General features: G+C 71.6%; 12 protein-coding genes and 1 pseudogene. 8 read left to right on the top strand and 5 right to left on the bottom strand.

From position 1 onward, the window contains the following. Nucleotides 1-1,784, bottom strand: a pseudogene (locus tag ABT057_RS21850) (putative T7SS-secreted protein); the annotation flags it as partial. Between the two features lie 163 nt (nucleotides 1,785-1,947). Here ABT057_RS21850 and ABT057_RS21845 point away from each other — a divergent pair. The 6 genes from ABT057_RS21845 to ABT057_RS21820 all read left to right on the top strand — a co-directional run bounded on the left by ABT057_RS21845 (nucleotide 1,948) and on the right by ABT057_RS21820 (nucleotide 8,335). Next, nucleotides 1,948-3,390, top strand: coding sequence for a hypothetical protein (locus tag ABT057_RS21845; RefSeq protein ID WP_352344868.1), 1,443 nt, complete (start codon nucleotides 1,948-1,950; stop codon nucleotides 3,388-3,390). A gap of 1,292 nt (nucleotides 3,391-4,682) precedes the next feature. Further along, nucleotides 4,683-6,017 carry a MarR family winged helix-turn-helix transcriptional regulator gene (locus ABT057_RS21840; RefSeq protein WP_352344866.1) on the top strand — a complete coding sequence of 445 codons (1,335 nt, stop codon included), beginning with the start codon at nucleotides 4,683-4,685 and terminating at the stop codon, nucleotides 6,015-6,017. Next, complete coding sequence (locus ABT057_RS21835; protein ID WP_352344864.1) at nucleotides 6,014-6,586, top strand: helix-turn-helix domain-containing protein; 573 nt, start codon at nucleotides 6,014-6,016, stop codon at nucleotides 6,584-6,586. Before ABT057_RS21840 ends, ABT057_RS21835 begins: the two co-directional genes overlap by 4 nt. Beyond that, nucleotides 6,583-6,756: a hypothetical protein gene (locus ABT057_RS21830; RefSeq protein ID WP_352344862.1), complete on the top strand. Its 174-nt coding sequence runs from the start codon at nucleotides 6,583-6,585 to the stop codon at nucleotides 6,754-6,756. Before ABT057_RS21835 ends, ABT057_RS21830 begins: the two co-directional genes overlap by 4 nt. Further along, the gene (locus ABT057_RS21825) at nucleotides 6,753-7,469 is read left to right on the top strand and encodes a ParA family protein (RefSeq protein WP_352344860.1); all 717 of its coding nucleotides are present in this window, start codon (nucleotides 6,753-6,755) and stop codon (nucleotides 7,467-7,469) included. The genes ABT057_RS21830 and ABT057_RS21825 overlap by 4 nt, the downstream gene beginning before the upstream one ends. Before the next feature lie 44 nt (nucleotides 7,470-7,513). Then, the gene (locus tag ABT057_RS21820; RefSeq protein WP_352344858.1) at nucleotides 7,514-8,335 is read left to right on the top strand and encodes a hypothetical protein; all 822 of its coding nucleotides are present in this window, start codon (nucleotides 7,514-7,516) and stop codon (nucleotides 8,333-8,335) included. Between the two features lie 151 nt (nucleotides 8,336-8,486). On the opposite strand, the gene ABT057_RS21815 is transcribed toward ABT057_RS21820, so the two are convergent. Beyond that, nucleotides 8,487-8,822: a hypothetical protein gene (locus ABT057_RS21815; protein ID WP_352344856.1), complete on the bottom strand. Its 336-nt coding sequence runs from the start codon at nucleotides 8,820-8,822 to the stop codon at nucleotides 8,487-8,489. Nucleotides 8,823-9,387: 565 nt separating this feature from the next. On the opposite strand from ABT057_RS21815, the gene ABT057_RS21810 reads away from it, so the two are divergent. Beyond that, nucleotides 9,388-10,104, top strand: coding sequence for a type VII secretion system-associated protein (locus ABT057_RS21810; RefSeq protein WP_352344854.1), 717 nt, complete (start codon nucleotides 9,388-9,390; stop codon nucleotides 10,102-10,104). Between the two features lie 48 nt (nucleotides 10,105-10,152). On the opposite strand, the gene ABT057_RS21805 is transcribed toward ABT057_RS21810, so the two are convergent. Continuing rightward, entirely contained in the window at nucleotides 10,153-11,679 is a 1,527-nt protein-coding gene (locus ABT057_RS21805; protein WP_352344852.1) for a protein kinase domain-containing protein, read from the bottom strand. A 390-nt stretch (nucleotides 11,680-12,069) separates the two neighbouring features. On the opposite strand from ABT057_RS21805, the gene ABT057_RS21800 reads away from it, so the two are divergent. After that, on the top strand, nucleotides 12,070-12,612 hold the full coding sequence (locus ABT057_RS21800) for an RNA polymerase sigma factor (RefSeq protein WP_352344851.1): 543 nt from the start codon (nucleotides 12,070-12,072) through the stop codon (nucleotides 12,610-12,612). A 21-nt stretch (nucleotides 12,613-12,633) separates the two neighbouring features. Here the strand turns inward: ABT057_RS21800 and ABT057_RS21795 are convergent, their stop codons facing one another. Continuing rightward, nucleotides 12,634-13,821, bottom strand: coding sequence for a hypothetical protein (locus ABT057_RS21795; protein WP_352344849.1), 1,188 nt, complete (start codon nucleotides 13,819-13,821; stop codon nucleotides 12,634-12,636). Nucleotides 13,822-13,947: 126 nt separating this feature from the next. Next, nucleotides 13,948-25,872: a WXG100-like domain-containing protein gene (locus ABT057_RS21790; RefSeq protein ID WP_352344847.1), complete on the bottom strand. Its 11,925-nt coding sequence runs from the start codon at nucleotides 25,870-25,872 to the stop codon at nucleotides 13,948-13,950. Nucleotides 25,873-25,876 lie beyond the last annotated feature (4 nt).

Raw genomic sequence — 25,876 nt, 5'->3', positions numbered from 1 at the left:
GACGGCGGAGGAGTCACCGAGGTTGCGGGCCGCGGATCAACCGGAGACGGCGGAGGAGTCACCGAGGTTGCGGGCCGCGGATCAACCGGAGACGGCGGAGGAGTCACCGAGGTTGCGGGCCGCGGATCAACCGGAGACGGCGTCACAGGCCGCGGATCAGCCGGAGGAGTCACCGGAGTCTCAGGCCGCGGATCAGCCGGAGGCGGCTTCACAGGCCGCGGATCAGCCGGAGGAATCACCGGAGTCTCAGGCCGCGGATCAGCCGGAGGCGGCGTCACAGGCCGCGGGCCTGTCGGGGACGCCGGCGGGGTGACGTCCGGCGGAGGCGCCGCGGGCGCGGCATCCGGTCGGGGGCGTCCCTTGAAGGGGATCTTGTCGGCGACGCTGTCGACGCCACGGCCCAGGCCGGCTTTGCCTAGCGCGCCCACGGCGAGTTTCGAGGCGCCATTGGCGATCTCCCCGGCCGCGATGTCCTTGGCATCGCCGCCCTGAGCAACGCCGACCCCGATCTTCGTACCGACGCTGGCGCCCTCCTCGACGAAGCTGCCCAGCTGGTCGGACGCCTTCTTGCCGAGGGAATCGCCCACCGCGGGCGCCGTCGTGTTGCCGAACCGGCCACTCTGGCCCTCTTCCACCGACGGGACGCCTCGGCCTTTGCCGATGGCGCCCACCCCGCCCTTGAAGAGGGCTCCGGCAACAGCACCGGCTGCGGCTCCGCCGAGCACGCCGGCAAACGTGAGCTCGTCGCCATTGGCTTTCTTGGCGGCCGCCTCGATGCCGGCGTTGACGGCGAATTTCTTGCCGGCGTCGACGAAGGCGTCGCCGATGAACTTGCCGACGGAATTGCCGAGGAAGCCCCCGACAACCCTGTTGTTGGTGAGCGACTCGCCGATGCTGCCGATGCTGCCCGTGGCCTTTTTGATCAGGGGGAGGTTCTTCACTGTGGCGGCAAGGGCGGGACTGATGGCCTCCGCGAGCCGGCCGCCGAACTTGAGGAGCGCGCCGCCGGGGATGATGCCCAGCAGGCCGGTGACGAAGTCACCGGCCTTGATTCCGCCTGTCTGACTTGCGACTACTTGGTTGAAGACGAACAACAGGCCGCCGAGCAGGGCTCCGACCACAGGGAAGAAGACCGCGAGAATCGCCACGAAGGCGGCCACCAGGACCTGCACGAACGGAAATTCCTTGAAGAAGTCGGCGATCTTCTGGAAGATGTTCCGCTCCGGGATTGCCTCCTCCGCCGCCTTGTCCAGCACCTGGACCAGCCGGCGCTGCGCGCTCTCCCGCAGCGTCCTCGCCTGCTCCGCCAGACTCCGGGCCGCACCCATCTCGGCCTGGCCCGCGTCGATGGAATCCTGGGTCGAACGCGCCTGCGCCCTCTGCTCGTCGGTCGCATCGGCGCCCAACTGCCGCGCAGTCTGGTTCGCCTGCGGCGCGGCGGCTCGCGCCCGGTCCACGGCCTGGTCGAAGACGCCCTGCGCCTCCTCCAGCCGGGGAACGTACTCGCTGTAGGCCTGAGCCGCGTCGTGGTACGACGTCTTGGTCTTGGTCAGCTTGTCCGGCAGGTCGTCGCCGACCTTCGCTCTGAGCGCATCCATCGCGTCACCGGTGCCCTCAGAGATCGCCCCGTCCCGCTTGACGATGTTGAGCGCCCGCTCCGCGTCGTCGCCGACGCTCTGGTAGCGCTGCACGATCTTCAAGATGATGTCGGGGTCGCCCGGTGTCGGGTCCGAGTCCATCCCGAGAAGCTCGAAGTCCTCGGGGCTCGAGTGCCGGCGTGCCATTGCGATTCCCCCGGTCCGGTCCGATGCGTTGACGTGCGATCGCGAGGTACACGGGGCCGGGCTCGCGGAAGGTTCAACAAATTCCGCGTCAGGTTCGAACTTTTCGGCCGGGTGGTCCCGTGTAGTCGGTGCAACGCAACACCGGACGACATGGGTGGACACGATGAGCAACGGCGCGGGCCAGGTGCCCGACCATCGGCCGAGAACCGTCACGGCACACCGCATCCCGCAGGCTCTGCTGTACGCCCTGACAACGCTGTTGGCAGCGTTCCTGGTGGCGATCGGCGCGACCGGTTCCGCCGAGGCGGCAGCCCCCGGCGACGATCTGATCAAGGTGTTCGTGGTCCAGGACCCGGCGCAGACCGGCGGGCAGCTCGCCACTTTGCAGTCGATCGCCGCGGCCACACTGGGAGACGAGGCGCGGGCCGACGAGATCTTCGACCTCAACCGCGGTCTGACGCAGAAGGACGGAAGTGCCCTCAGCAGTCCCGGCGAGCAGCTACACCCGGGCTGGATACTGCGACTGCCGACAGACGCCTCAGGAGCTGGGGTGCAACTGGCCAGAGACACTGGAGGCCAGAGCAGTGCCTCCGCTCCCCCGGCCTCCGGGTCGTCGGCTCCGCCGGGCGCGGGCGACGAGCAGTCCACCATGCTCACCATCCCTCTGGCCGCCGCGATCGCGTTGCTCGGCGCGATCCTGCTCGCCCTGGTCACCGCGGGCATCGTGGGCCGGCGGAAGGTGCGTGCCGGGTACGTCGTCGTCCGCCGGGGCCTTCGCAAGCTGGGCGAGCCCGCACGCCGGCGCCGCAGGCTGGCGCATCGGCAGGCGACCAGCCGCTGGTTCGCCGCAGACCTCGACGCGGTGCGGCGTGCCTACGGCACCCTCGGCGAGTTCGCTGCCACGGACCGGGAGCCCGAGAGGCCGGTGCACGCGCTGAGCGTCGATGACACCGGCGTGACGGTGTGGCTGTCGGCGTCCGATGCGGCCGATGCATCATGGACGAGCATCGACAGCACGCGCTGGCGTCGTCCCGCTGCCGCGCCGGGCCGGCAGGTCCCGGGCGACGGCGGCGTGACCTCACCCGCTGTTCCCACCACGGCCTGTCTGGTACGGGCAGGCACGGGCGCAGACGGCCGGCCCGTGTTCGTCGACCTCAGCCGCCTGGACGGCGTCCTCAGCGTGACCGGCGAGAAGGCGGTGGCCCGTGACGTCGTGCAGAACCTGCTGGCGGAGATCGCCCGTACCCGCCCCGGCACACTGGTGACAGTGCTGCGGGGAACGGCCGATGCTCCGCCGCTCGCCGTTCCGCCGAGCCTCCAGCAGCTGCCGCAGGTCCCCCCTCCGGTCGTGGCCGTTCCGGTCCCGGCACAAGCCACGGTACGCGGCGCCGCCTCGCGCCGGCCGCTCAAGGGACTGGTCGTGGTGGCGGGTACGCCGGGCTCGCGAGAGTCCGCCGAACTGTCAGCCTTGTGCGGCCCGGGCGGTGCGGGCTGGACCGGACTCGTCTACGGGGATGCCCAGGACGCGCACTGGCGCTGGTACACCGACGGTGACGGCCGCGTCGACATCCCCGTACTGGACCTGAAGCTCACGGTTCCGGCCTGAGTGCCGTACCGGCCCGTCACCGGTGGACGTCGTGATCTTCCGGCAGCGGGTCGGCAACTCTTCACGGGACAGCACCACATGGGACGGACGTCGAGGCAGCAGTCTTCCCAAAGCGCACTTGGCCGACCTGCCCCTCGGCTCCCTCGGGGGGAGGTAGGCCGTGTCTCGTGCGTCAGAAGTGCTGTGCGCCTGCGGGGACTTCGCCGGTGTTACTGCGTCCGGTGGCCGACGCTCGGCAACACCGCCGGACGGCGGCTGCATCATGGAACTCGACGACCTCGGCGAGAGTACGCAGCCAGACGTCCTGCGCGATGGTGCACCCCCGCTGCGCGAGCAGGGGCCGTCCCTGCCTCGCACAAGCGCCCATGCCCATTCACGGCAGCCTTCGCTGCCACACGGGGTTCAGTCCGGCACGTCCCGCGACACCCGAGAGGGCGCCATCGGCAGCTGTCACGACAGGTCCGCAAGAGGACACCTCGTACATGTACTTCCGTATACATCAGAATCCGAGATGTCTCCTACAGAGCGGCAGTGGACCACATTTGACACCCGGAATACCCGGACATGCCGCATAGGAAGTGGACAGATGCGACGAAACCCACAGCACGGATTCGACCCGGATTCGACCCCGAGCGTTTGTTTAGTCAGTAAACATGGCCTCTGACCTGCGGAAATACGAGGCGGCAGACGAGTCGGGCTATACGCCGGGTATTCCTGAGCACCCTTGTGACCTGCGCTTTTGCGAGCCGTATCGGTTGTGACCTGCTAGGTCGGGTTGCAGAGGCGATCGGAGGCAGTCAGAGGAAACCGCTCTGATTCGACCCGGGTTCGACCCGAGCTGCTCGGAGCCAGTCAGAGGCAATCGCCCTCTGTTTGGCCCCGAATCGGCCGAGGTCAGGGCGGTGTCGAACGGATCTGGACTCCGCTGGCGGCCCTCCGAATCGATCTCGGTCGAGCCGCGATGGGGACGCCTGCCTCTGATGCGGAGCCAGGCATACGAAGGCCTCCAGGACGGCAATCCTGGAGGCTCCGCTTGGCACCGATTGGAGGTCGGTTCCGGACACCACCCGTGGTTTTAGCGGGCCTGGGTGGCGTCCACGTCCTTGCGAGACGACCCCACAGTGCCACACCACACCCACCAGGCAGACTCACCCCGACGTCCAATTCACCCGAGCGAGCGACTGGGCCTTCACAGGCTGCCTCCGGCTGCGGCTGACCTTGTCCTGCTCGGAGACCTCACCGGCCGCTACGCGGCGGGAAGCTACAGCAGGCTCGGCTCCGACCGCCGGAGCGTGGTCCTGCGCGCGGACCGCCAGGGCGCGGCCGAGCACGGTCACCGGATCACTGCGGCCATCGCCTGCCACGTGGCCCGTGCCGGCGGCACCGTCGACCAGCTCACGCAGCTCCTGCTGCACCCCGAGCACGAAGGCGGACGGCACACCCGCAACATCGCGCTGCGTTCCGGGCAGTCGCGCGCCGTGGACTACATCCGCCGGGTGTGGGCCAGCGCCTCGGACGCAATCCGCACCACCATCGCGCTGAGTTCCCGGAACGAGGCGTACGAAGTCCTCGCCGCACTGCGCGACCGGATCGAAACGACACCGTGGCGCGGGGAGCGTGGCTGGACCGCGCTGCGGGTGCTGCGGGCGCACCTGAACTTCGCCGAGATCGCGGGCGGCCCCCTGCACCACGCCAGTGAGCGGCAGACCGCGGAGGAAGCCGGGGTCTCCCGCACGACGCTGCGGGTCGTCTACGAGACGGTCCTCCGGCCACAGGGCTGGCTGCGGCGTCTGCGGGTGGGTCATGGCCGGGAGGGCTCGACCTGGTACCTCGGCGAGGGCACCATCCCGGGACACGGCGACCACGCTCTGCTGTCTCGTTTCCGGTCCACTCAGTTCCCCCCCGACCCGGCACTTGGGGAGTGGACCACCCCTGAGACGGCCACGACGGCCGACATCGAGTCCACGGTCCTCGGCCGTCTGATGGGTCACGACGCCTTCGCCCACCAGGCCCTCGGCAGCGCCGCTCTCCTGATCATCAGCGCCCTGCACCTGCGCCCCGACCAGACCGTTGCCGAGCTTGTCGGTACTTCCTCGGTCTCCCGCGCCACCACCTACCGGACCCTGAAACGCCTCGCCGACCACGGCCTCGTCCAGCACACCGGGGAGACCTGGACCCTCGCACCACGCGCACTGGAGGGCTTTGGTATCCGCCTCCCGGACGCCGACAACGGCCACACCGCAGCGCCGGCACAGGGTTGGGCCAAGGTCGCCGAGCAACACGGCACCTGGGGCATCGCGGCCCGGCGCAAGGCATTGCACACGGCGGAACGGGCGGCCTACCAGCAGGCACTGGATCGGCTTTCGGAGCACCGCAGCAGGGCCGTGGTACTGGTCCGCGACGGCCGTCAGGTCCTGGTACCCCTGCCGCGCCCCGATGAGATCCCGGCGATGTGGCACACCCCCGACGGGCGCGTCCTCGACCCGCTCACCGGTCGCCCGGCCGCCGACTGGCGGGTCGCCACCGACGGCCGCCTGATCCTCATCACCCCATCCGACCAGCGCAGTTACGACGAGCTGGCCTCCGCCCATGCCGAAGCCCTCAGCGAATGGGAGTCCGTCGCATGAACCCAAAACCCCCGATCACCTCTGATCCGAGCAACGAGGTGACGCCCCAAGCCCTGCGCAAGCAGTACGAGGCCGGTGCCACGGTCGACGAACTCGTCGCCGTCAGTGGGCTGTCCTACGGCACGGTCCTCAACCGGCTGCACGACGCCGGGACCGTCATGCGCACCTCCTGGCAGACCCGCCGGATGCGGCAGAACCCACAAGCCCGCAAGCGCCTCGCGGCCCACCTGCGCACCCTGTACGAGCAGCACGGCGCAACGCTCACCGAACTCGCCGCAGCGGTAGGAGAAACGAGGCGCGGTGCACGGCGCCTGCTGATCGAGGCCGGTGGCACCGTGCGCACCACCCAGCAGACCCTGCGGATGCGCGCGACGGCCCGGGCCGCCGAACGGTACAAGGTCGCGCTGTCCCTGCGAGCCCGGTACGAGGCCGGAGCCACGGTGCCGGAACTCGCGCGCGAGCACAGCTACTCCGTCGCCACCGTCTATCGGCTCCTGCACCAAGCAGGCACTCGCATGCGGCCCCAGCACAAGCACGGACCGACCCACGACCCGAGGAAGCGGCCATGACCCATCACGTCGTCGCGGGTGTTTCCCGCCCTGCCTGGCAGATCAAGAAGGTGGCCGTGCGCCATGCCGGCCGCCAAAAGACAGCACGGGCGCCCCCTGTCTTCGGCCCGCTCGCCGATGCGCGCATCAGACAACACCCCTTCCCGTTTGAGGAGATCAAGCACACGTGAACGAGAACACCCGCCACAAGACCCTGGCCGCGGCCACAGAACACGTCTGGGACGCGTTCGTGATCGTCGTCGGCATGCTCAAGGGCGGCACCGGCAAGACCACCTCCGCCTGGTTCATCGCCCTCTACTACGCCGTCGTCCTCGGCCTGCCCACGTTGCTGCTGGACGCCGACGCCACCAGCCAGTCCGCCTACGACTGGTTCAAGGTCGCCCAGGCCGCCGGCTTCGAGATTCCCGAGAACCTGGTTGTCGAGCGGTACCCGTTCGACGACATCGCCGAATACATCCGTGCCAAGCGCGCCGAGTTCGGCGCGATCGTGGTCGACGCCGGCGGCGGCAGCGCCCGCATCTTCCACGAGGCTGTTACCGAGGCGAACCTGCTGCTCGTCCCGGTCGCCCCCACCAAGATCGAGCGCCGCAAGCTCGTGGCCACCTTCGACGAGGCCGAGCGCGCCGCCGCCCGCAACGAGCACGGCGTCACCGCCCACGTCGTCATGGTCAAGGCCGATGACCGCACCAGCCTGCCCAGTCGGGCAAAGGACCAGCTCCTCGACCCCGCCGAGGGCGAGGGCATCGGCCCGGACCGCGACGAGGCGTTCCCGCTCGCCGAGACCACCATCCATTCCTGGGTGCACTACATGGAGGCCTTCGGCGAGATCCCGACCGAGCTGAGCGAGTACGCCGAGCTGATGAAGGAGCTGACCACAGCATGACCGAACGTATGAAGCCCCCGGCCCGCCGCACCGGCGGCCGTACCTTGGGCGGAACCAAGAAGACCACCCCTCCGCCTCCTCCCCCGACCGCCGAGCTCACCCCCGAGCAGTACGCCGCTGAACAGGCCACCCCCAAGGACCCAGGCCGTCCCACCACCGAACCGCCGAAAAGTGAGCCTGCTCCTTCCACCGTCCTCGACGAGGCCTCGAAGCAGGGCCGGATCGCAGCAGCGCCCGAAGAGACACAGACCTCCACCCAGCCGACCATCGAGGTGGTATCGAGCGGCAGCCCGGTGCGGGAGCCGGTCACCAGTCAGCCGGTGCGCACCGCCTTCGTCGCCCCCGAGGTCGGGATGGAAACCGCTGAGGAGCGGGTGGAGCGACAAGTGCAGCATGAGCCTCCGGCTGCCGAACCTGCAGCTCCAGCGGTGCGGCCCGCGCAACCGACCGAACCCGCTGCGCGACACGGCCACTCCCCCATCACGTCCGCGGCTCCTGACAGGCCCACGGCCGCCGAGGTGGCAGTCCGTCCGGCAGCTTCTCCGGTCGCGGGCGGTACCGCGTTCCCGGTGCGGAGCGATGGTCCGGGATCTCACCAGGAGCAGTACGTGCGACCGGAGGAAGCACCGAGCGAGGGAACGCCGTGGGCTCACGGCCCCGGCCGCCCGAAGGACATCCCCGCGACGGCCGTGATCCTCAACCAGCGCATCATCACGCGCGAGAGCCTCGACTCGTCCGTCCCCGCGGCGCTGAAGCTGAAGAAGCGGATCAAGCGCTTCGCGCTCGACAACGAACTCGACCACCTGCCCATTGGCGACATCGTCTCCGTCGCGCTGGACGAGTGGCTCACCACCCGCGGCTTCTGACCCGACCACAAGGCACAGGGCGGCCACCCCAGGCAGGGGGCGGCCGCCCCGTACTGACTATTCCAATAGCCCAATAGGCGGATAGCTATCCACCTATTCCAAATCGACCGGAGCAGCTCGCATGCCCGATCACTCCCACCATGCCCGCCGACTACATGAGATCGCCGACGCGCTCGAAGCCGAGTCCCAGCCGAGCGATGACGTTCTTACGCCGCATCCGGACACTCTGGACATCATCAGAAACCGCCACACCAAACGCGGACAGCTCAACCACGCCGTCCCCGAAGTCCTCCAGTTCCAGCGTCGGATCCGCCGCTACAGCGCCGACACCGGCGTACCGCATGGAGACATCGTCGCTCTCGCCCTCGACACCTGGCTCCGTGCGAAAGGCTACCCGCCCGACCCCGGGCTGCGAGAGACAGAGGTTTTCTGACCAGCCTTCTCTGGCCGGCAATTCATGTCTGTACGCACACTCGCGGATGCTCACGAGTGCACTGCGGACGGCTCCGAGCGTTGCGAGGTAGGTGAGAGCAGCAGACTGATGCGCGCACAACTCCTCGAACTGAGCACCCTTTCCGAGAAGGTGAGGAGAAAGCAGTGAAGCGCTACAGCATGCGGACTCGGTGCGGCGCCCTGGTGGCGCCCGCGGTGGCGGCCACCAGGGCCTTCGGCGCGACGGCTGTCGCCACGGTGCACGGTCACGCGAGCGGCACACAGACGGGCTGTTCGGTCCGCCTGGCAGAAGCCGTGGTACGCGGAGAACCCGGAACGAGAAATTCTGAGCGAACTTCCCCGTGCATCGCTGGCTCTGGTACTGCCAGTGGGTTGATCGGCCCTTGCCTGATGTGTGAAATGGCCGTCAGGTGAGGGGTTTTCGTGCGGTGATCGGCCGTTGGGATCAGGACGCGGCCGCGCAATGACCGCAGTTACGGCCGGACCTCTCCGCAGCACACGGCATCTGATGACCGAATGCCCCACAGCTCGACCGTCCCCATGCGAAGCGCCGAGCACCCAGTTCTGACGACACCGACACCACTGACAGCGAGATTGCGATGAGCAACCCCGTGGAACTGCCCGCACAGCCGGATCGGCACAAGGTTCCCGAGCCGCCGGAGGAGGTCCGCACGGCGGCCCGGAACGCTCCCTGCGACTGGATCGGCAAGGTGGACCCCGCCTGGCGTGGTGAGGGCCCGCTGCCCTCCTGGGCCGTGATCGGCAGATGGCGTTCCGGCCCGGACGGCACCATCCAGGAGTGGCAGGAGAACACCGAGTACAGCCCCTCACCCGAAACCCTGGGCTGGCCCGATCCCACCGACCCGATCGACGCCGCGGTCCAGCTCGCCAGCACCGGGTACGGCCCGGCCGAAGACGTCCACCGCAGCCTCGCGGCCGCCGAAGTGGCCTTCTGGGTCACCTCCGACGGCACCCCCCTGACCGGCGCCGCGCACGACGGCACTCCCGTACTCCCCGTCTACACCTCGACGGAACAGCTCCGGCACGCAGGACGGCTACTGGCCGAGGTCCGGCCGGTGGCCGATCTCCTTCCCCAGTTATCCGAGGGACACCGGCTCTACATCAATCCGGCCGGCGCGGTCAGCATGCTCGTGGAGACCCGGCCCTTGCGGGAGACGATCGCCGCACACGCACCCGCTCCAGATGCCGCCTCGACCGCCCCCGGGAACACCACGCAGGCCGAAGAGGACGAAGCGCCGACCGGGCCGGGCACGGTGACCGAGAAGATCGTGTCGATACCCGGGATGGACGAGTAGTCGCCCCGGACGCTCACGGACGGAGCCGGGCATGACGACCGCGGCCGGTCAGTGCCGGGTGCCGGCCGACCAGAGGGTGGTGCCCTGGTAGACCACGCTTACGTCGCCGTCGGTACCGAAGTACAGATAGGCACCGTCATGGCCGGAAGTGACGGAACTCCAGACGCCGAAAGTGTCTTTGTTGTAGACGACCAGGTTGCCGTCGGCCTGCATGATGGCGCGGTAGCCGGTGCCGGAGGTGCCCGAGGACCAGCGGCGGTGGTGGTCCTCGTCGTAGATGACGAGGTTGCCGTCGGTCTGCATCGTCATGGTCGTCCGGTTGGTCTGCCAGGACTCGCCCGGCATCAGCTGCTGGTCGTGTCGCACCGTCAGCGTCGTCCATTCGGGCGAGGCCGATACCGTCTCGCTCGGGTCCGGGGCCGACCCCACAGCCTTGCCGGAGGGGCCCGTCGTCTTCGGCGCTTCGGCGCCGGTTTCGGCCGAGGAGCTTGATGACGGCGCGGCGGACGATGTGGATGAGGCCGACGAAGCCGCCACGGCGGTCGCCCGGCGCGGGGACGGTGATGTCGAGACGCCGGAGGTCGCGTACGGTTCTGCGGTCGCGGTGCTGCCGACCCCCGCGCGGGGCTTCGTGTCCACGGCGGAGTCCGCTTCGAAGACCGCGTGTGTGGCCAGCCCCGCGGTCACGAGGACGGCGGTCCCGGCGAGAATGGTTCCCACTCGCCGTCCACCGGTGCCCTTGCCGGTTGTGACGGTTCGGAGCAGGCGCCTGCGGATGGACGTGGCACCGGCGGCTTCGAGTGCGTCGGCGAACTCGGCGGCGTCGGCCCAGCGCCGCTCCCGCTCCGGTTCGAGGGCGCGTCGTGTCACGCGCCGGACCGCCGCCGGCACCCGGGGGCGCGGCGGCCCCGGCCAGTCGAGTTGTCCCGTCGAGCCCGGCAGGCTCCCGGTCAGCAGCTCGTAGGTGAGTGCGCCCAGGCCGTAGACGTCGGCCCGCTCGTCGACATGGACCAAGATGTCCTCCGGGACCTGCTCCGGGGCCATGTAGCCAGGTGATCCGACGCCCTGCGTCAGTCCCGAGGCGTGCGCCAGACTCTTGGCCAGACCGAGATCGGCCACCAGCAGCCGCTCACGACCGCCCGACACCGTGTGGAGCAGGATGTTGGACGGCTTGATGTCACGGTGCACGATGCCGGCTGCATGCAGGACGGCCACACCCCGTGCGGCCTGCACCGCGAACCGCAGCGCCTGGTCGACGGTCAGCGGCCCCTGCTCCAGCCGGTCGGCGAGCGTGCCGCCTTCCGCGTACGTCATGACGAAGTACGGTCGGCCGTCGGGCAGTTCACCGATGTCGTGGACTTGCACCACGCGGTCCGACGCCGCCTGGCGCAGCAGCCGGGCCTCGTCCAGGAAACGCTCCCGGAGGTCGAGCCGGTGAACCCACTTCTCCGCCATGACCTTCACCGCGACGGGGGCTTCGAGCAGGTCGTCATAGGCGAGCCAGACCATGCCGAAACCCCCGCGTCCCAAGAGGCGTTGCAGGCGGTGACGTCCGACAGTGACGAGTGTTGACATGAAGGCGGAACTCCAGCGCAGTTGCTGTTCGACATTCGACCGGACCAGGGGACGGCGGAGTCGGATTCCGCCCGTTGTGCCGCCCACGAGCGACATCCGGTGCCTCACCGACTCGCACCGCCGTGACGGTGAGGGCACCTTGGCGGACACGCCCGTCGGACACGCCCGTCGGACATGCCGGGTTCTGCGACCGCAGATGCCTGTGTGTCAGTGTCGGCGCGTGACACAGTCGTGCGCAACGTGCACAGGACCAACATGATCACCATTCTTTGGGCACGTGCACAACGGCCTTGCCGGTAGCGTGCGATCACCGGTCACGGGCTTGCGTGCAGGGGACACGCACTGTGCCGACCGAGTCGTCCGACACTATGAACGCAAGGGGGTTCTCTCGTGCCGCTCCCCCCTGACGCCGAAGATCTCGCCGCCCTGGCCGCGGGTGGAGACCCGGCCTCGCTGGACGCCCTGCTGCAGGCGATCCGTCCCGAAGTACTGCGTCGCTGTGGGCGGTTCCTGCCCAACCGGCAGGACGCCGAGGAAGCGGCGCAGGACGTGCTGCTTCAAGTGGCCCGGAACATCACCTCGTTCCAGCGGCGCAGCCTCTTCAGCACCTGGCTGCACACGGTGGTCACCAACTGTGCTCGTCAGAAGTACCGCGAGCTGAAACGCCGGTCGGCCGAACTGCCGTTGTCCATGGAGGCCGTGTATCCGCCGGAACCGCGCACCACCAGCGTGATCGCCGGCCACCGAGTCGACCTGCTGGAGGCGCTCGATCGTCTCGAGCGTGACTATCCTTCGCTGGCTCTGCCCCTGATCTACCGGGACATCTGCCATATGAGCTACGCGGAGATCGCCGAGCGCACCGAGCTGCCCCTGGGCACCGTCAAGTCCCGTATCAGCGCCGCGCGTCGCCATGTGCGCCAGTGGCTCACCTGACGGGGCGGAGCGCGCGGTAGTTCACACCTTCGTGCCCGCGTTCCAGATGGCGTGTCCCTGGTAGACGACCATCACGTTGCCGTCGTGACCCAGGCGGAAGTACGCGCCGGAATGACCGCTCGTGCCGGTGTTCCAGATGTCGTCGCCGGCCTTGTCGTAGATGACGAAGTCGCCGTTGCCGTTCATCTTCGCCCGGTAGCCGTAGCCGTTGGTCCGCGTCGACCACAGGGCCTTGCGCGCCGCGGTGTAGACGACGAAGTTGCCGTCCGTCTGCATGGTCACGGTGAGGCGGTCGGTGTGCCAGGACTGGCCCTGGCCGAGGGACCGGCCCGCGGGGATGTTCAGCGAGGTCGGCACGGCCGTACCGGGCGCGGTCGAATCGGTGCCCGACTTGGTGGTCGACCTGCTCGTCGGTTTCGCGGAGCCGGCCGCCGCGGCGGGCGCCGCAGTCGCCTCATGGCCGGGCTCGTCCGTTTTCCCGGCGGAGTTCTCCCCGGATTCCTCTGCGGAGTTCCCTGCGGATTCCTCCGTGGATCCCTCCGTGGATCTCTCCGCCCCGCCCTTTGCGGCCTTCGCCGACGGATGGCCGGCGGTGGCCTTGTGGGACGGCGCGGAGGAACGCTCCGGCGCGGTCGGCGTCGTCGGGATGCCGGGCGGCGCCAGGCCCTCGTCCGGTCCGAGCGAGCCGTCCGGGCGGGCGCCCGCGGCGTTCCGCGCGGTGTGGTCCGAGGCGCCGTCCTGTGGCAGGAGGAACGGCGTCGTGAGCAGCGCGACGCCCAGCAGGACCCCGGTCCCGGCGACCTTTCCGCTGACGCGCGGCCGGGAAGCGCGGGCCGGCATGCCGTCGTCCGGGTCCGCGTCCGGCTCCACATCCCGGTCCACATCCCGGTCCACATCCGGGTCCGGGGCCGGCTCCACGTCCGGGGCCGCGGCCGGCTCCCCGGCCTCCTCCTCGGCCCGGGCGTCGGTGTCGTCCCTCCCGCGGCGGCGCCGTCCGAACCACAGGCCCGCCCCCCTCGGCGCGGTAGAACGGGGCGTCTCGTCCGGCTCCCCCGCGCGCTGTTCGGGTTCCTCGCCCTGGGCTGCCGTGGTCGCCCGGCCGGCCCGGGAAGTCGACCAGGGAAGCGGCTGCTGCCACACGGCGGCCGGCTCGGCCGGTGCGGTCGGCGCGTCGGGCCGGGAACTCGCGTCGGGCTGCGCTGCTGGCATCTTCGAATCCTGTTCTCGTCACCACCGCCGGCACGAACCACCGTACGCAGCAGGGAGGACGTCCGCCGGATCCGGAGGACAAGGGGTAAGGAAGGGAACCCGCACTGCACTTCCTTCCCCCCGGCATCACCGCCCGTCGCCCTCGGCGGAGCGCTGTCGGGCGAGGGCCTGGGCCCGGTCCTTCATGGCGCCCTGTACCGCGTCCATGTACTGCTGTCCGGCGCGTAGCGACAGCGGCACGCTGCGCTCGGCCGCCATCCCCGCCCGCGCCACCTCCTGCACGTCATGCCAGTACCGCTCGGCTTCCGGTGCCACGCCATAGACCTCGCTCGCCCGGTGCGCCCACTCGGGCGGCACCGCGGTCAACTCCGGCTGTGCGACGACGGCTTCCGGAAAGGACTCGGGTCCGGCCCGGAGATCCAGTGGCGGAGCGGGGTTCACGGGGGGCACGGGCACGGCGGCGAGGTACTCGTCGCCGCGCTCGTACACCGTCACGGTGTCGGCGCCACGAGCCGCCGCGGTGCCGAAGGTGTCGACCGTGCCGTCCTCGTGGACGAGCGTCAGGTGGAGCCCGCCGGCCCGCGCGGTCAGCTCGGCGGCGAGCAGCGCCGTGGCCGGGCTCCAGCGCCGGGCCGCGCCCAACTGGACCTGGATGAGGTCGCCTTCCTGTGCGGGGGTGAGCGGCGGGAGGGACGCGGGCAGCCGGCCACCGCGCTGCTCGAATTCGCGCTCCTGGGCCGGGGTGAGCGTCAGCCCGGCGGCGGCCAGCTCCTGGCGGTGGAACGTCGCCCGGGGGTCGAGCCGGGCCGTGGCCGGCAGCGGCTCCGCCCGCACGGCGGCGGCCAGGGCCGCGGGGAGTGGCGGCGCCGCGTCGGAGTCCTGCCGGGCCGCCGCCGCGGCGGTGGCCACGGCGGCGAAGAAGCGGTTGCCGTCGCCGGTGGGCGTGACCAGGTCGGACACATGGCCGTCGGGGTCGGTGAGCCGGCCGGGGTGCGATGCCGCGTCGAACCGGGGCCGGCCCGCGTGCGTCGGGTCGTCCGGGCCCTCCCAGGTCCAGGGGCGGGTGGCGTGAGCCGGCAGGGCATCGTCCGGCGCGGCCGCCGACGGTGGTGGGGGCTGCGCGGCCCGCCCGGTGGTTCCCTGGGTGGGAACCGGGTCCACGGCGCGGAAGTGCAGGTCCGTCAGGTGCAGCAGCACCGGGTCGGCGCCCTCGGGAGCGGGCGTGTCGGGGTCGGGTCCGTAGTCCTGGAAGCCGCCGTCCTCACCGACGACGCGGACTACGCGTCCGAACCGCTGGGCGGCCAGCGTCGGAAGGAGGTCGGCCGCGCCGTGGTTCCAGCCGGTCCCGTCGGCGGCTCCCGCCGGGCGGCGCAGCTGCGCGACGGCGATCGCGCGGCGCTGGGCGACGGTGAGCGGCCGGTGCCGCTGTTCGGGGGTGGGTCGCGGACCTGCCGAGTGCGGGAGCACGCCCAAGGCGTCGAACTCCCGCCGTTCCGGGGTGTCGGCCCCCAGGTCGACGCCCGCGGCGCGCAACTCGGCGGCGCTGAAGGTGTCCTGCGCGTCCGGGACCACACGGGCGAGCAGGGGCGAGTCGTCGGCCAGGGCGGCGAGCCGGTCGGCGAGTTCCGCGCGCAGGCCGGGCGCGTCGCCGGTCAGGCCGAGGCCCTCGCCGAGGGCGTGGAAGAAGGAGTCGCCGTCCCGCGGCACATCCACCAGCCGGTGGATCGCCCCCTCGGGCGAGAGCAGCGCGGGCGAGCCGTCGGAAGCGGTGGCGTGGGAGTAGCGCGGCGCCTCGGCCATCGGGTCGGCGGCCGGCCCGGTGGCGGCAGGCGCCGTCATCCTCGGTTCGGGCATCCCGGCCCGGGTCCGCACCGCGTCCGGATCGTACGGTGAGTCGTCCGGTGACTCGTCCGGCAGCCGGTGCCAGCGGGTGAGCCGGTCGGTCTCGGCCCGCACCTGGTGGAAGGCGGCGGCCGCGGCCTCGGCCGTCGTCCGCTGCTCGTCCAGCTCCAGCATCCGCGCCGCCAGGGCGGCCCGCGCCGCCCCCTGGTCGCGAGCCGCCGCGCGTACGCGCTCCCCGGCCTCCAGAACCGCCAGATCCGCCTCGGCCCGCAGCGCGTCCGAGGCGTTCACAGCGGCTTCCGCGTGCGCAGGGGCTTCCGCGTGCGCAGGGGCTTCCGCGTGCGCAGGGGCCTCGGTGGGAGGGTCCTGCCGCGCGTCGGCGGCGGCTGTCGCGGCGCCGGCGTCCGGTTCCGTCCGGACCGAATGGTGGACCCGCGCCGAAGCCTCGACGGCACGACGCTCCGTCCGACGGGCGACGGCCCGCCTGATCGTGGCCGTGTCGACCGCCTCACGCAGGTCGGCGACCCCGCGGCGCAGGGTCCAGTACTTCTTGTCCGCGTCGGCCCATGCCTTGCCCACGTCCTTGACCCTGTCCCAGGCCTCGGCGACCCGGTCGGGGAAGTTGGCGTCGGTGATCAGACCGAGGTCGCGGGCGATGTCCTCGCGGACCCAGGCGACGACCTGGGTCCCGGACTCCACGGCCTGTGGTCCGGGCTTGACGCCGCCGAACGGGCCCATGTGGTCGCGGGCCCAGACCGCGATCGAGCCGTCCTTGAACTGCCGGTCCACGGTGGCGGCGCTCAGCCAGGTGACCGGGATGGCGAACGCGAACGCCCGGCCCGTCCGCGGCTTGACGTTGGTCTGCTTGATCAGGTCGTGGGCGGTCGCCCGGCCGTCGGTCTCGCCGGTGTCGAATCCGGCGCCGCTCGTGCCGGGACCGACCGCACCGACCGTGTCCGTCCTGACCGCCGCGGACCCGCCGGTCGCGGCCCCGTGGGTGCCGCCCCGCGCGGCGGTCACCCGGTCGCTCTCGGTGTACCTCTCGGGAGCCTCCATCTCCACGCCGTCGTCCACCGTCAGCAACTCCGCGCCGGCGAAGTCCGGTCTGGCGTGGATGGTCAGCGACCCCTGGGAGAGGTCGGCCAGGGTGTCCTCGGTCAGGCCCGCGACCTCGTAGCCGTCGTCGCCGGTGACACGATGGAAGAACGCGGACAGGACCCCGTTCCCGGTGCCGTCCTCCAGTGCCTGCCGGGAACCGGTGCCCGTCGCCGTCAGGCCGTAGGTCGTCGCCCTGTCCAGGGCCCGGTCCAGCGCGTCACCGGCCAGCTCCCCGTGGGTGCCGGAAAGCGTGTTGTCGTACGCCTTGGCCAGGGCGAGGGTGTTCGCCGCCTGGATCCGCTCCGCGCCGATGACCGTACGCACCTGGAATCCGTTGGCCGGCACCGTGAACGGCCTGGTCGTACCGTCGGGGTGGGGGACGGCGCGCCACGCGTCGAGTTGCTCGCGTGTCGTGGGGATCCGGCTCCCGGTCAGGACGTTCACCCTCGGTGGTCCGACGGCCGGTTCCGGCGGCCGCAGCGGATCGGGGGCGGTGCCCGGGTCGGCGGAGCCGGTCGGACGGCCGGTGTCCGGCCGCAACAGGCTGACGGGGACGAGATCACGCAGCGCACCGACGTCGCCCTCGGAGACCACCCGCCGCGGTGCTCCGGTGTTCTCGGCGTCCTGCGGCTCTCCTGCCCGAAACCACCTCGCGCCGCCGTCCTCCCGCGCCCTGCCGCCCCTGATCTCCAGGGTGAGCCGGAGCCGGTACCCGGTGGTGAACTCGGCGTGCGGCCCGTCGGTGGACGTCGACCACACCTTGCCGCGGGTGACCGACCGGGCCCCGGACGTCACGTGCCGTCCGGAACCCGTCCCGGTGTACGAGGGCCCCACCCCGGTGACCGTCCCGCCGGGGTGTACGCCCTCGACGACCAGCACCCCGGCGTCGCGGCCGTTCGCCGCGCTGAAGCCCTCGGTGACGGTCTCGACAGCCCCCCGGTCGTCCTGCACCTTCGTGCCCGGCCACACCCCGACGAACTCCTGGCCGCCCGGAACCGGGATCAGCTGCGCCCGGACCCGCACCGTGCGCCGGCCGATCCTGACCCTCTTCCAGCCGGGGCCGCCGATCCTGGCCTGCATCGAGGTGCCGACGCCGACCATCTCACGGCGCAGCGCGCGCAGGATCCGGGCCGAGGCGAGCCTGCGGATGCTCTCCCGGCTCACCTCGTCGATCCCCAGGTCGCGCACCTTCCGGTCGAAGTCGCCCAGGACCCCGGTGGTGTCGAGGGAGTTGACGGGATAGGTGGCGAACGGGTGGGCGCGGAACCAGTCCGGCTGCTTCCACCGCCCGGCCGTGTACATCGGCACCGGGCCGAGCCCGTCCTCGATGATCCCCAGCCGGTGGGCGCTCCGCTCGGGAAGGTGGCCGAGCCAGCCGCCCCGGACCCTCCACCGTTCCCCGGCCCGGCCGTGCACGGTGCCCGGCAGCGGCGACAGCAGCCCGACGGCGCGCACCGCCGCCGCCACCTCGTGCTCCGCGTCACCGGCGACCAGCACATGATGGCCGGCGTCGGCGAGGATGATCTCCGAGGTGACCGTCCGGGCGACCTCCGCCGACTGCTCGCGGGAGCGCCACCACGGGCGGAACGCCGCCCCGTAGCTGCCCGTGGTGCCCGGACCCGTCGGGTGGGAGTGGCTGTAGATCAGCACACCGCCGAAGGAGTGGGTGGCGGACCTGCCCTGTGTCCCCGACATCCGGGTGCCGCCGCCGATCATCACTTCGGAGTTCAGCGGGGCCGGCCCGGCCAGGGCCCGGAGCCCGGTCACCCGCACCCGGTGGACCACGGTCCCCAGGTGGTCGAGGTACGGCCCGGTGGCGAACAGACCGGTGATCCGTGACCCCAGCGGGCCGGAACTCTGGTCGAAGTCGGCTGTCGGAACCGGCGGTTGGAACTGGCGTGACGCCGCGTCGTGCGCGGGTGCGCCCGCCTCCCTGAAGTGCCACGACCCATGTGACGCCTTCTCCAGGACCCGGTCCACGATCCCGGGCTCGTCGCCCGTGGTCAGCAGGGTCAGGGTCTGGTGGGGGTGCTCGCCGAGCGGCCCGGGCGGGCGCCCGGCGTCGATGGCGGAGAGCGAGCCGGCCGCCAGCGCCTCGGCGTCGTCGACGTCCATGGCCAGCCGGGTGATCCGGACGGCGTCCGTACCCGCGTACGGGTTGTCGGCCCCCGCCGCGTGCGGATCGCGGGCCGGGATGTGTTCCGAGGGGATGCTGAGCAGCACCCGGCCCCGAACCGCGGGCACCGCCCCGGCGCCCCCGATGAGATCGGTCCGGTTCCGGGTGAGGACGAAGGGCCGGGTGCTCAGGGTGCCCAGCGGGGCGAGGCCCCGCAGCAGGCTGTGGGGCCGGCGGAAGCCGCCGGTGCTCACGGTGATCTCGAGACCGTAGCTGAACAGGTGGGCCGGCCCGGTGGTGACCGCCAAGGGCTCGGTCGTGGCGCTCGGACCGTAGCCGATGCCGTGCTGCGTCTGGCGGTCCGCCTCGTAGCCGACCTGGAGGGTGCCCGCGTGGTGGGGGGCGCCGACGTCGTCGGTGGCCTTGTCGCGTATCGACGCCAGGAACTCGAGTCCGCCGCCCCAGCCCTGCTTGATGTCCTGCTGGCCGTCGAGCGAGGTCGCGCCGGGTGCGCTGTACCGGATCTTGAGGTCGTTCTGGGTTCCCTCGTAGCGCCGGCCGGTCAGCCGGGCGTCGAGCCGGATGTAGCGGTGGCCGCGGGTGAGCTGGCCAGACTCCACCAGACCGACGCGGATGCCGGTCCGGGTCATCGCCTCCAGGTTGCCGGCCATGCTGTGGTGCGCCAGCGCGCCCACGACCGTCAGCGTGTTGGACAGCACCATCCGGTAGTGCGCGGCGTCGCGCCACCGGGACGGATCGCCGAGATCGGCCAGCGGCGCGACCGTCCCGGGGTGGCTGCGGGCGACCGCCGCCAGAACCTGGTCGGTGAGCGTGTCGAGCAGGGTGGCGCCGGTGCCCCCCGTGACCAGGGAGGTCTCCGCCGCTCGGCCGCTGTACCGGTCGTCGGCGAACGCGAACCGCTCCACCCGGCTCATGCCCAGCGTGGGCGGACGGTCCCCGGTGAGATACGCCGGGGCGAACGGTTCCGGGCCACTCTGCTTGCGCAAGGTCGTGCCGTCGTCCCAGCCGGCCAGCCGGCGCGCCTCGGTGTGTGTCATACGGTCCAGGCTCCAGGTGACGAACGGCGTCGCCTCGGTGTCCCCGGTCCGGCGTACGTGGACGGTCTTCTCGACCAGGTACAGATCGGTGGGCGTGCCCTTGGCCCGGCCCACCACCTTGACCGCGCCGGAGCCGCCGGTCGCCTGGGTACGCCCCTGGGTGTGACCGAAGCGTCCGACCGGCCCCAGCCGGAGCCGCAGCCCTGTCGGCGAGCTCGCGCCGAACGGATGGGACAGGCTGAACGCCGGGCCCAGGCCGGCGGTGACCTCCTGGCTGAAGGTCTTGGACTCCTTCCGCTCGTTCTTCACCGTCAGCTGGCCGGTGTCGCGCAGCTCCGCCAGGTCGGACTCCGAGACGAGCACCGCCCGTCCCGGCACCATCCGCTCGATCACGAAGGCGCCCAGCGGAGTCCGCTTCCTGTCGTCGGCCTGCAGCGGCACGCCGGCCACCCGGGAGCGGGCCAGCCGGCCGGCCATCCGGTGGAAGCTGTCGCTGGAGAAGAACGCGTCGAGCTCCTGGTAGGCGGAACTGCCGGGCTCGGCACCGACCTTGCCCAGTGCCCAGTCGCGGATCTCCCGGACCGGCCCGAAGTCCTCGGTGTGCACCAACCGGTAGTCCGACTCGGCGCTCAACGACATCGTCCTCGGTGTCCGGCCCGGCTGTGACTCGCTCGTCAGGCTCTCCGGCAGCCGCACGCCGAGGCCGTCACGCACCGCGAAGCCGGAGCTGACGTCGGGGTCACCCGGCTCCGCGGCCCTGCGCCGCCAGGGGGTGCCCAGGACGCCCCGCCGGGCCGCCCGCGGGGTGTACCCGTCGGTGACCAGCAACTCGTAGTAGACATCGTCGTGATGCGGGCGCGAGGCGTCCAGGGAGCGGGTCTCGACCTGACTCAGCGACAGTTCGTGCATCACGTAGTCGAAGGCGTGCACGTACCCGAGCCGCGCGGCGATCCGCCCGAAGGCGGCGAAATGTCCGCTGGACGGACCCAGCGGCAGGCCGGCGGCGAGCAGCCGGCTGCTGCCCACCCGCTTGTTCGACCCGGTGGTGACCTGGTCGCGCTGCATGGTGTCGACCTTGGTGAGCTTGCCCGAGCCGTCGGCGAAGCGCTCCCACTCCCCGTAGTTGCGTGTTCTGACGTGCAGCTTACGGATCTTCCCCGTGGTGGTGCGGTACACGAACTCGCGCCCGTCGCCGAAGAAGGTGCGGGGTTCGGTCTGCAGGGCGAGCCGCACTCGGTCCAGCAGGGAATCGGTGCCGCCCCGGCGCGGACGACTGCCGCCTGGCGTCGGCTCCCGCGGCCGGGTCGCCGGCTCCCGCCCCAGCCTGCGCTCGATCTCCGCCACGACCCGATCGGTGCCGCGCAGCGTGACCTCGCTGTGGCCGAAGGCGCCGTGGGCGTCGAAACCTGCCGGGTCGCCGGGGTCGGCGGTGGTCGGCTCGTGGCTGAGGTAGACCGGCATCCTGCTGTCGTCCGTGAACCGGCTCGGCCCCTGGACGACGGGAGGCGGCAGCAGCGCCCCGTCGATCCTGGGCGGGCGGCGCGTGTCCAGTTCGTCGTCGATCAGCGCCCCGGGAGGCCTGGGCGTCGGCTCGTGGGGCCCGCCCTCACGGCCCGCCGGGGGTGCCGTGCTCTCGCCGCCGTCCGCAGGGGCCCGGGGAGCGACCTCCCCGGCCTCCCCGGCGTGCGGACCGGAGGGCGAACCGGAGGGCGGATCGCGGTGCTGGAGCAAGTGCGGAGGCAGATCCGTGCCGTGGAAAACGATTTTCACACCGTCGGACATCGCCAGGAACTCGTTCTCGTGCTCGTACAGGAAGAGAGGGTGATCGTCTTCCCCCTCGCCCGACGGAGCTCGGCTCTGCAGATAGGTCCCGAAGACCCGGTGCAGCGGAACCTCCTGGGAGGTGATCCAGAACGGCCCCGGAAAAACGGTGGCGTCCGGATCCTTGTACTGGGTCAGCAGACTGAACGAGTCCGAGGGGCCCCGCTGCACGTCCACCGCATCGCCGGCCTTCAGGAAGGGATTGCGTTCCCCCACCACATTCCGGCTGTCCAGACGCAGGAGCCGGACGACTGCCTTCTCCGGGTCCACGTTCGGCATCCTCACCCGGGTGAGGATCTCGTAGGTGAAGGCATGCTGAGCTGCCATGCTCGACACATAACGGGAGTCGAACTCGGTCACCGTCCTCTCGGGCTCACCCTTCATGGCCGGAATGGTGGCGTGCCTGAGCTGCGGCCCGTCGAGGCGAGGCAGGTGGAAGCCGTCGGGATCCGTCGACCCACGGAAATGGCTCACCATCATCTTGAACCGCAGTGCCTCCGTGTTGATGGATCCACCCGACTGGTCCAACGCCCAGTCGTGGAGCACGGTGCTGTCGCCGCCGTTGTCGTTCAGCCACCTGTGGAACCGCGCCGACACACCGTCGACGCCGCGCAGTGAACCTCCGATCGGGCCTGAGGGGTTGTCCGGGGAGACCAGGGCCCACGGTGTCCTGGTCTCCTCACCTGTCTCCGGCCCCGCTCCCCAGCGGTCGTTCACGACCAACTCGCGCGGCAGACCGTCCAGGACGCGGCTCTCCCTCAGCAGCATCTGCATGCGAAGGAACTCACTGCGGTACTCGGCCCTCCACCCGTCCTCCCTCAGCACCGACTCGGTCTTCAGCAACAGCTCGGCGCGCTCCCGTTCGCCGGCGCTCGCCTCCTTACTGCCGACCGTGGCCCGCGCCCGCCCGGTGATCAGGTCGAGCCGGTGCTGGGCGGCGTCCGCCATGGCCCAATAGGCCCTGTTCCGATACCACCACGGGTCGTCGGTGGCGTTCGCCTCGGCTTCGTGCGAGTAGGCGACCGGGACGTAGTCGTTGCCGCGCCCCCTGTGGACCCCCAGACCGAACGCGAAGGGAGCCTCCGTCCACAGCGTGCTCGCTTGGAAGGGCCCGGACGGCAGCGACGCCGGCGGGGGCGCCACCGGGGCCGTCTCGGTGGCCGCCGGCTCGTCGGGCTCCGGGGTCCGGGGCTCCCCGTCGCCCTCCTCGTTGCCGTGACGCGGCACGTCGTAGAGGGGAACCGGTCCCGTCCAAGGCCGCGTCGCCGGCTTGCCCGCCGCCGGCTCGGCGGACCGCGTCCCGACCGACGAATCGTCGTCCCAGTCCGCCCCCGCCTCCTCCTCGTCGGATTCGTCCGCGAACCTCCGCCTGTTCTTCAGCGCCTCCGCGAAATTCGACGACTGATTCGTGCGCGGGGCCCTGCCCGCCGGTTCGTTCCGCGGGGAGCCGCCGACGCCGAGGGCGCGTTCCTCGCGTGACGGGTCGGAGATGGGGTCGACCCAGGTGTGAGCGCGGTGGTGGGCCGTCGCGGCGCCCCGCGCCTGCTCCCACCCGACACCGCGCGGAAGTGTCAGGTCCTCGGGATGCAGGTCACCGACGGCGGCGGCGATCAGGTGCAGATGCCGGTCGCGCAGGCCGCCCTTCCGCAGCCCCTCGGGTGGGTCGGCGTGGTAGTCGCCCTGCAGGCTGCCCTCCACCTGGGGACGGTGCGGAACGGTCTCGTCGCGGTACTCGTCGCGCAGACCGAGCTGGTGGCCCAGTTCGTGCGCGTAGTCCACCGGCTTCGCGTCCGGCCACCACGACCGCTGGTCCATGCCCCGGTCGCGGCCGACCAGGCCGACCGTCAGGTGCGCTTCCTCACCGGGCTTCGCGCGCACCACGGTGACGTGCAGTCGGTCCCCGCCGGGCAGCCGGTATCCGGGCCCGTTGAAGTATTCCTCGACCCCCTGGTTCATCGTGGTCCAGACGGCGTCCAGGTGGTGGGCGTGGCCGCCGCCGCGGAACGCGATCCTGACCGTGAGGTCGGTGACCGGTTCCGGCCCATACATGAACCGCCGGGCCTCGAAGGCGGAGTGGACGACGAACCGGGGCGTGCTGTCGAGCCGCATGCGGGGAGCGGCCGGCCGGGCGGGGCCGTCGCCGACGGGACCGTCATGGCCGTGCGCCCGGCCGTCGGCAGCGGTGGGCTCCGCGCCGCCGGTCGTCGCGGCAGCCGTCTCGGTCGCCGTCTCCGTCGCCGCCGTCTCCGCCGCCGTCTCCGTCGCCGCGGGCAGGGCCTCCGGAGGGCCCGTCATGGGGCGCGGCGGCGGCGCGTCCTGGCCCGTTGCCGGCCGGTGGGGGGCGGGCGGGTCCGGGTCGGGACCGGAGGAGGCGACGGCGGTCGCGCGGAGCCGGTCGCGTTCCCCGGCCGGCCGGTCCGTGTGGCTGCGCACGGCCGGGGCCTGGGCCGGGGCCGCCTCGGTACGCACGGCCGGGGCCGGGGCCGATTCGGTACGCGCGGCCGGGGCCGGGGCCGATTCGGTACGCGCGGCCGGGGCCGGGGCCGATTCGGTACGCGCGGCCGGGGCCGGGGCCGATTCGGTACGCGCGGACGGGCTCGCCTGGGGTGTGCGCGTCGGGCCTGCCGACGCCGTACCGCCGCCCTGCGTCGGCCCGGGCCTCGCCTCAGTACCGGCGACGACTCCGTCGGTGCCGTGTCGAGCGGTCAGAACGGTGTTCACGCCGGGCAGTCCGGCGGCCGTCGGCGGGTCGGAACCCTCGGCGACGTACGACGTCGGCGGCAGCTTGCCGCTGTCGCCGCTGTCGCCTCTGAGGCCGTCCGCGTCCGCCGTCGTCTGCGTCTCCGTACGGGGTGAGCCGTCCGTCGGCGGGGCGGCGGTGAGGTTCCGCGTGGCGTCGGTCACCGCGGCCTCGGCCCGGGCCAGTCCCGTCTGCGCAGACCGAAGAGCCGCGAGGTCGGCTCCCAGGTGGGCCGTGTACGACTTGAGGAGGTGGGAGTCCAGGGCGCCCGTGGCGCCGGAGGCAAAGCCGAGCGCCAGGTACTCCCCCTCGCTCTGGCCTTCCGGTCTCCCGTACATCTCCTCGGCAGCCTTCGCCGTCACCACCCCGGAGACGCCCCAGGCGGCAGCCGCGGTCAGCGGGGAGACGACGGGGGCGCCGGGCTCCGGGCGCGCGGGCCCGCTGTCAGCGGTGGCGGCGTTCGGCGGGACACCGTCGTCACCGGGCGGGACGCTCCCGGGGCCGTTCACGGGCCCGGTGGTGTGGTCCTGGGCCGGGTCGGGACCGGCGGTGGTCCGGGTACCGGGCTTCTCGGTCGCCGTGCCGGGGCCGCGGTCGCCGGTCTTCGTACTGCCGGTCGGCGACGGCTCTCCGTGCGCGTCCCTGTCGCGGGGACGTTTCCTGCCCAGGCCGAGGAAGGCGCCGCCGGCGCCGCCTCCGATGGCACCCAGCGCCAGGTCGGAGAGGAGCATGTCGCCGTCGATGTTGTCGCGGGTACCCTCCGCCATCTGCGAGAGCTGGATCGCCAGGTCCATCCCGGCGTTGAACCCGCCGCCCACGGCGGCATACTGCGCGGCGGTCCTGGCCGCGTCGGTCAGAAGCTTGCGGAGGCCGGCCAGGGCGGCACGGGCTCCCCCGGTCACCGCCCCGGCCTTTCCCGCGGCGATGGCCACCAGGCGTTCCAGCAGTTCCTTGCGCAGTTGCCGGAAGGCGAGCTGCCCGGCGGCCACGATGGCCTCGAACGCCTCGGGTCCGGCCCACGCCCATTGAGCGACCTCGAGTGCCACCAGAGCGGTCATGGCGACGGTCATCCGCTTGCTGAACTGGATCTGTACCGCCGCGGCCTGGAGCATGGTGCCCATGTCGTCGGTGGCCGAGGTCAGTTCGGGCAGGCTGCGTTCGAGCTGACGCAGGTAGTCGTCCATCGCCTGCGCGGCGGGCCCGGACGCGTGGACGCGGATCAGCCGCCGGGCCAGGGACACCTGGCCCGGCGCGATCTCCATGTGCCGCGCGGCCTTGAAGTGCGCGTGGCCCAGGTTCCAGAGCCCGGACTCACTGGCCCTCGGGAACTCGTCGCCCACCACCAGGTAGGCGATCCAGGCCAGTTCGGGCGGCATCTCG

Origin of the sequence: Streptomyces sp. NPDC002588 (genome assembly GCF_040295925.1) — a bacterium.
Classification (GTDB): domain Bacteria; phylum Actinomycetota; class Actinomycetes; order Streptomycetales; family Streptomycetaceae; genus Streptomyces.
This window is presented reverse-complemented; position numbering and strand designations above follow the sequence as displayed.